At 65.6% G+C, this 4,807-nt stretch carries 4 protein-coding genes; all 4 read right to left on the bottom strand.

Translation table 11 applies throughout. The features are described from left to right. Window positions 1-62: 62 nt before the first annotated feature. The 4 genes from QMX81_RS20390 to QMX81_RS20375 are packed head-to-tail and all read right to left on the bottom strand — an operon-like array spanning window position 63 to window position 4,647. Window positions 63-1,283: an FtsX-like permease family protein gene (locus QMX81_RS20390; RefSeq protein WP_121040060.1), complete on the bottom strand. Its 1,221-nt coding sequence runs from the start codon at window positions 1,281-1,283 to the stop codon at window positions 63-65. A 16-nt stretch (window positions 1,284-1,299) separates the two neighbouring features. Next, window positions 1,300-2,604: an ABC transporter permease gene (locus QMX81_RS20385; protein WP_121040057.1), complete on the bottom strand. Its 1,305-nt coding sequence runs from the start codon at window positions 2,602-2,604 to the stop codon at window positions 1,300-1,302. A gap of 8 nt (window positions 2,605-2,612) precedes the next feature. Further along, window positions 2,613-3,338 (bottom strand): ABC transporter ATP-binding protein, encoded by a 726-nt coding sequence (locus tag QMX81_RS20380; protein ID WP_121040054.1) that lies wholly within the window; start codon window positions 3,336-3,338, stop codon window positions 2,613-2,615. A gap of 43 nt (window positions 3,339-3,381) precedes the next feature. After that, a complete protein-coding gene (locus QMX81_RS20375; protein ID WP_121040051.1) occupies window positions 3,382-4,647 on the bottom strand; it encodes an efflux RND transporter periplasmic adaptor subunit in 1,266 nt (421 codons plus the stop codon). Window positions 4,648-4,807 lie beyond the last annotated feature (160 nt).

The raw sequence follows: 4,807 nt of genomic DNA, 5'->3' as shown, positions 1-4,807 counted from the left end.
GCGCGGGAGCGCTGGCCAGCAGGAGGGAGAACAACAGGGTAGCGAGTTTGGTCTGGCGCATTTCAGGCACTCCGGGTGGCAACGGCAGGGGGGACGGCGGCGGCACGACGGGCCGGGCCGAAGACAGCGATCTGGCCGAGCAGCCACAGCAGCACCGCGCCGATCGGCAGGTAGCTGATGGGCATGCGCGGCAGCTCGTAGTTGTTCATCAGCCACAGGTTGATCGTGTAGGCCATCAACATGCCCAACACGATCCCCACGGTGGCCAACAGGAAGTTCTCGGTCTGGAAGTAGCGCAGGATCTGGCTGCGGGTTGCCCCCAGCGCACGGCGGATGCCGATCTGCTTGGTGCGCTGCTGCACCCAGAAGCTGGCCAGGCCGACGATGCCCAGTGCAGTGACGACCAGCAATGCCACGCACACGGTGATGAGCAGGCCGACCATGGCGCGGTCATTGGCGAAGTACTTGTTGCGTTGTTCCTCGTAGGTGTACTTGCCGTGCACCAGGCGGCTGGCGTCCACCCGCTCCAGGGCTGCGACGGCGGACTTGAGCACTTCGTCGCGGCGGGTTGGATCGGTGACACGCACCAGGTAGAAGCCCTCGTCATAGGTGGTCCGAAGCGGCAGCACGATCGAGAACTGCGTGTCACCATCACGTGCCGTCGGGCGAGCCAGCACCTTGACGATGCCGATGATGCGCAGCGGCATGGAGCCGCTGTAGATCGTCTTGCCCAGTGCATCGCCGCCGGGGAACATCTTGTCGGCAATTGCCTTGGTGACAACCACCGCCGAGCCCTTGTCCGCCGCGACTTCGTCGTTCTTGACCTCTTCCAGATCGCGATATTCATCGGGCTGGAAATCGCGACCGGCGATCAGCTCCACGCCCAGCGTATCCAGCGCACCTTCCCGGGCGAAGTACTGGGAGGAGCTCAGCGTTGGGCGCTCCTGATCGGGGACCAGGCCCAGGCTGGTATTCCAGGAGCTGTTGCGGAACGGGATCTGATTCAGCGTCACTGCGCTTTTGACGCCGGGAAGCGCGTGCAACGCCGCCAGATCCTCGCGGGTACGTGCCACGGCGTTGACCTGGGGGCCGATGCCGCCCAGCCTGACTTCGATCAGTTCGGTTTCGGCGATGCCGCTGGGCTGGTTGATCTTCTCGATGCGCTGACCAATAAGGAACAGCGCATTGCAGACGATGGCGCAGGTCAGGGCGATCTCCAGCACGATCAGTGCCGCGGCGGTCTTGTGCCGGCGCAGGGTGGAGAGGATGGGACGGATATCCATGGTGTGCTCCGGATCCTTACTGCGATTTGAGTTGGATGGCGGGCGTGACCTGCATGGCGCGCAGCGCCGGCAGGAATCCAGCCAGCAGGCTGGCGACCAGGGTCAGCGCGAAGGTCATCAGCAGCATCTGTCCATCCAGCGTGGCCAACTTGGCGTAGTCCACGGGTTGTTGGCGCACTGCATACAGCCCGACCATCGCCAGTACCAGGCCGAGCAGGCCCCCGGCCAGGCCGACCGTGCCGGCCTCGATCAACGATTGCAGGAAGATCTGGCCACGGCTGGCACCCAGCGCACGGCGTACCCCGATCTCACCACTGCGACGCAGGAATTTGGCCAGCAGCAGGCCCACCGTGTTGATCAGGCAGACCAGCAGGAAGCCCATCGCCAGCCACAACTGCAGGCGCACATCACCGGGGACGACCTTCTTGAAGTCCAGCCATTCCATGACATTGCGCAGGCGCACGTTGTTGGGTCGTTCAAAGCGACCGGCAGCACGCTGCTGATCGGAGTAGTTCTCCAGGTAGCGGCGGTACTCTGCGGCCTGGCCGGGGTTTTCCAGCTCCACCCAGTACTGGATCCAGGTGCAGCTTGCGCTGGGCCCGGTGGGATCGGTCTCGTTGCGACGACCGAAGCAGTCGATACTGCCGTTGCGGTCGAACTTCAACTCGATCGCCGTGGAGAACGGCAGGAAGACGTCCTCGCTGTCGCCGTAGCGACCGGTATACAGATCATAGAAGTGCGGATTGGGGTGCCAGTCGCCGAGCACGCCAACGACGGTCATGGTGTTGCCGTTGACGCGCACCGATTTGCCGACGCTGTTGGCGCCCTCGAACAGCTTCTGGTTGAGTGTCTTGGAAATCACCGCGACCCGGCCGCGACCTTCATCCTCAGTCTCCTTCCACCCTTGGCCGTACAGGAACGGGGTATCGAACATCGGGAAGAAATCGCTCGAGGTGTAGCGCGCATCGGTGCTGAACGGGCGCAGCGTGCTGCTGTCCGGCTCAATGGTGACGCCACCGCCGGTCATCATCGCCTGGCGCTTGGCATGCTTCTCACGAAGCAGCTTGTCCGCATCGAATCGGGTCAGCTGATCGGCGGGCTCTTCTCCGGGCTGATAACCGAGCAGGGGCTGTGGATCAACCAGGACGCTGAACAGCCGGTCGCTCTTCTGCGGAATCGGATCACCGGACAACACATGGAACACGGTCAGCGTGGTCATCGAAGCGCCGATACCCAGCGCGATGGCGATCACCATCAGCGCGGTCAGCACTTTGTTGCGCCGGAAGCTGCGCAGGGCCAGTCGGAAGTAGTAAGCAATCATGGCCGGCCTCAGTCGTTGGCGATGGCGGCGGCAACCGCGGGGCGCGGCGTGGCGAGCACCGGATCGCGCAGCAGGTCGGTGACCTGGCCATCGACGATGTGCACGTTGCGCTTGGCGCGCGCGGCCAGTTCCGGATCGTGGGTGACCATCACGATCGTGGTGCCCTTGGAATTGATCTCTTCCAGCAGCTCCATCACGCCCCGGGCCATCTGGCTGTCCAGGTTGCCGGTCGGTTCATCGGCCAGCAGCAGGCGCGGGCTGCCGGCCAGTGCACGTGCGATCGCGGCGCGCTGCTGCTGGCCACCGGACAGTTCGGCCGGGTAGTGCTTCATGCGCGAGGCCAGGCCCACCTGGCCAAGCGCGTGCTCGATGCGCTGCTTGCGTTCGGCCGCGGGCATGCCGCGGTAGCGCAGCGGCACATCGACGTTGTCGAACAGGTTCAGGTCGGAGATCAGGTTGAAGCCCTGGAAGATGAAGCCAATCTTCTGGTTGCGCAGGCGGCTGCGAGCGTCGTCACCGAGTTGGCTGACGTCCTGGCCATCGAGCAGATAGGTGCCGCTGGTGAAGGTCTCCAGCAGGCCGGCGATGTTGAGGAAGGTGGTCTTGCCCGAACCGGACGGACCGGTCACGGCGACGAACTCCCCTTCGCGGACATGCAGGTCCAGCGACCGCAGGGCATGGGTTTCCACCTGTTCGGTGCGGAAGACTTTGGCGACCGAGCGCATTTCAAGCATGGCTGTTTTCCTTTGAGGGTCGAGAAGATCGAAAGGGACTGAATCAGTTGATGGAGACGCGCTCGGCGTCGCCGAACAGATCACTGCCGGACACCACGACGCGATCGCCGGGCTGCAGGCCAGAGAGGATTTCCACTTCGCCCAAGCTGCTCACACCGAGCTTGACCGGGCGACGGACCGCACTGCTGCCGTCCATGACGTAGGCGTAGCCGTTGCCCTGTTCGACGAACGGGCCACGTTCGATCTTGAGTGCGTTGCGGCGGGTATCGAGCAGCACGCGTGCCTGCATCCGCTGGCTCTGGCGCAGGCCCTGTGGCTGCTTGTCAGCAAAGCGGATGCGGGCGTTGACCTCACCGGCGACCACTTCCGGGGACACCGCGGAGATCTCACCGGCGAACTGGCCGCTGCCGCCGGTCAGCTGTGCCGGCATGCCGATCGACAGCTCGCGCGCGAAGCTCTCCGGCACCTTGATCTCGATCTCGAAGCGGGACAGGTCGACCACGCCCAGGATCGGCGCATTGGCGACGACGTTGGTGTGCTGGGTGGCTTGCACCTGGCCGACCTGGCCATCGAACGGCGCGCGCAGGGTGAGCGCGTCGACCTGACGTTCGACTTCGGTGACCACGGCGCGCTGGCGGTCGGCCAGCAGGCGCTTGTTGCGCGCATCCAGATCGGCGCCCTGGGCCTTGAGCATGGCGTCCTTGCGGGCGTGCTCGAGCTGGATGTCGCTCTTCTTGACGGTGTCCTCGGCCTTGGCGACATCCACCTGCGGCACCGCGCCACCATCGAAGCCGCGTTTGTAGCGCTCCAGGTCGCGCACCGCGGCCTGGCGTTCGATCACGGCCTGGTCGGTGTCTTTCTGGGCGGTGGCGCGGGCCAGCGTGGCATCCAGGCTCGCGCGGCTCGCCTCGGCCTGCAGCCCGGCCAGCGTGGCCTGTTCCTGGGCCAGCTTGCTGCGCAGCTCAGGGCTGTCGATCACGGCCAGCTCCTGGCCCTGCTTGACCACATCACCGGCCACGACCTTCAGATCCACGTTGCCGGCGGAGATCGCATACAGCACCGGGTTGTTGGCCGCGATCACACGGCCGTCCGCAGCGATGTCGCGGACCATGTCGCCCCGGGTGACCTCGGCCACGCGGACACGTGCGCTGTCGAACGAGCGGCTGGCGCCGAGCCAGGCGCGGGCGGCGAAGCCGATCGCCAGCAGCACGACCAGGGCGGCGACCGCCGGCCACAGCCAGCGCTTCCACGGGGCGGGCGCGGCATGCGAGGAAAGGGTCTGGTCCTGGGCGGAAGTGTCGCGGATCATGGGGCTCGTTCGCGGTTGGGTTGTGAAGTACCAAAGCAGACTTCGTGCCAACTTTTCACCCTTTCAAAACAAGGGCTTGCGATCGGGGCGGCGGGGGGGGGGGGGGGGGGGGGCGCGCCGCCGCGCGCCCGGAGGGAGGGGAACCCCCCCCCCCCCCCCC

This window comes from Stenotrophomonas sp. PS02301 (genome assembly GCF_029959485.1).
GTDB classification, from domain to species: Bacteria; Pseudomonadota; Gammaproteobacteria; order Xanthomonadales; family Xanthomonadaceae; genus Stenotrophomonas; species Stenotrophomonas maltophilia_Z.
This window is presented reverse-complemented; position numbering and strand designations above follow the sequence as displayed.

Coding starts and splice junctions, on each gene's coding strand:
- QMX81_RS20390 (WP_121040060.1), bottom strand. CDS start 1,283: ATGGATATCCGTCCCATCCTCTCCACCCTGCGCCGGCACAAGACCGCC.
- QMX81_RS20385 (WP_121040057.1), bottom strand. CDS start 2,604: ATGATTGCTTACTACTTCCGACTGGCCCTGCGCAGCTTCCGGCGCAAC.
- QMX81_RS20380 (WP_121040054.1), bottom strand. CDS start 3,338: ATGCTTGAAATGCGCTCGGTCGCCAAAGTCTTCCGCACCGAACAGGTG.
- QMX81_RS20375 (WP_121040051.1), bottom strand. CDS start 4,647: ATGATCCGCGACACTTCCGCCCAGGACCAGACCCTTTCCTCGCATGCC.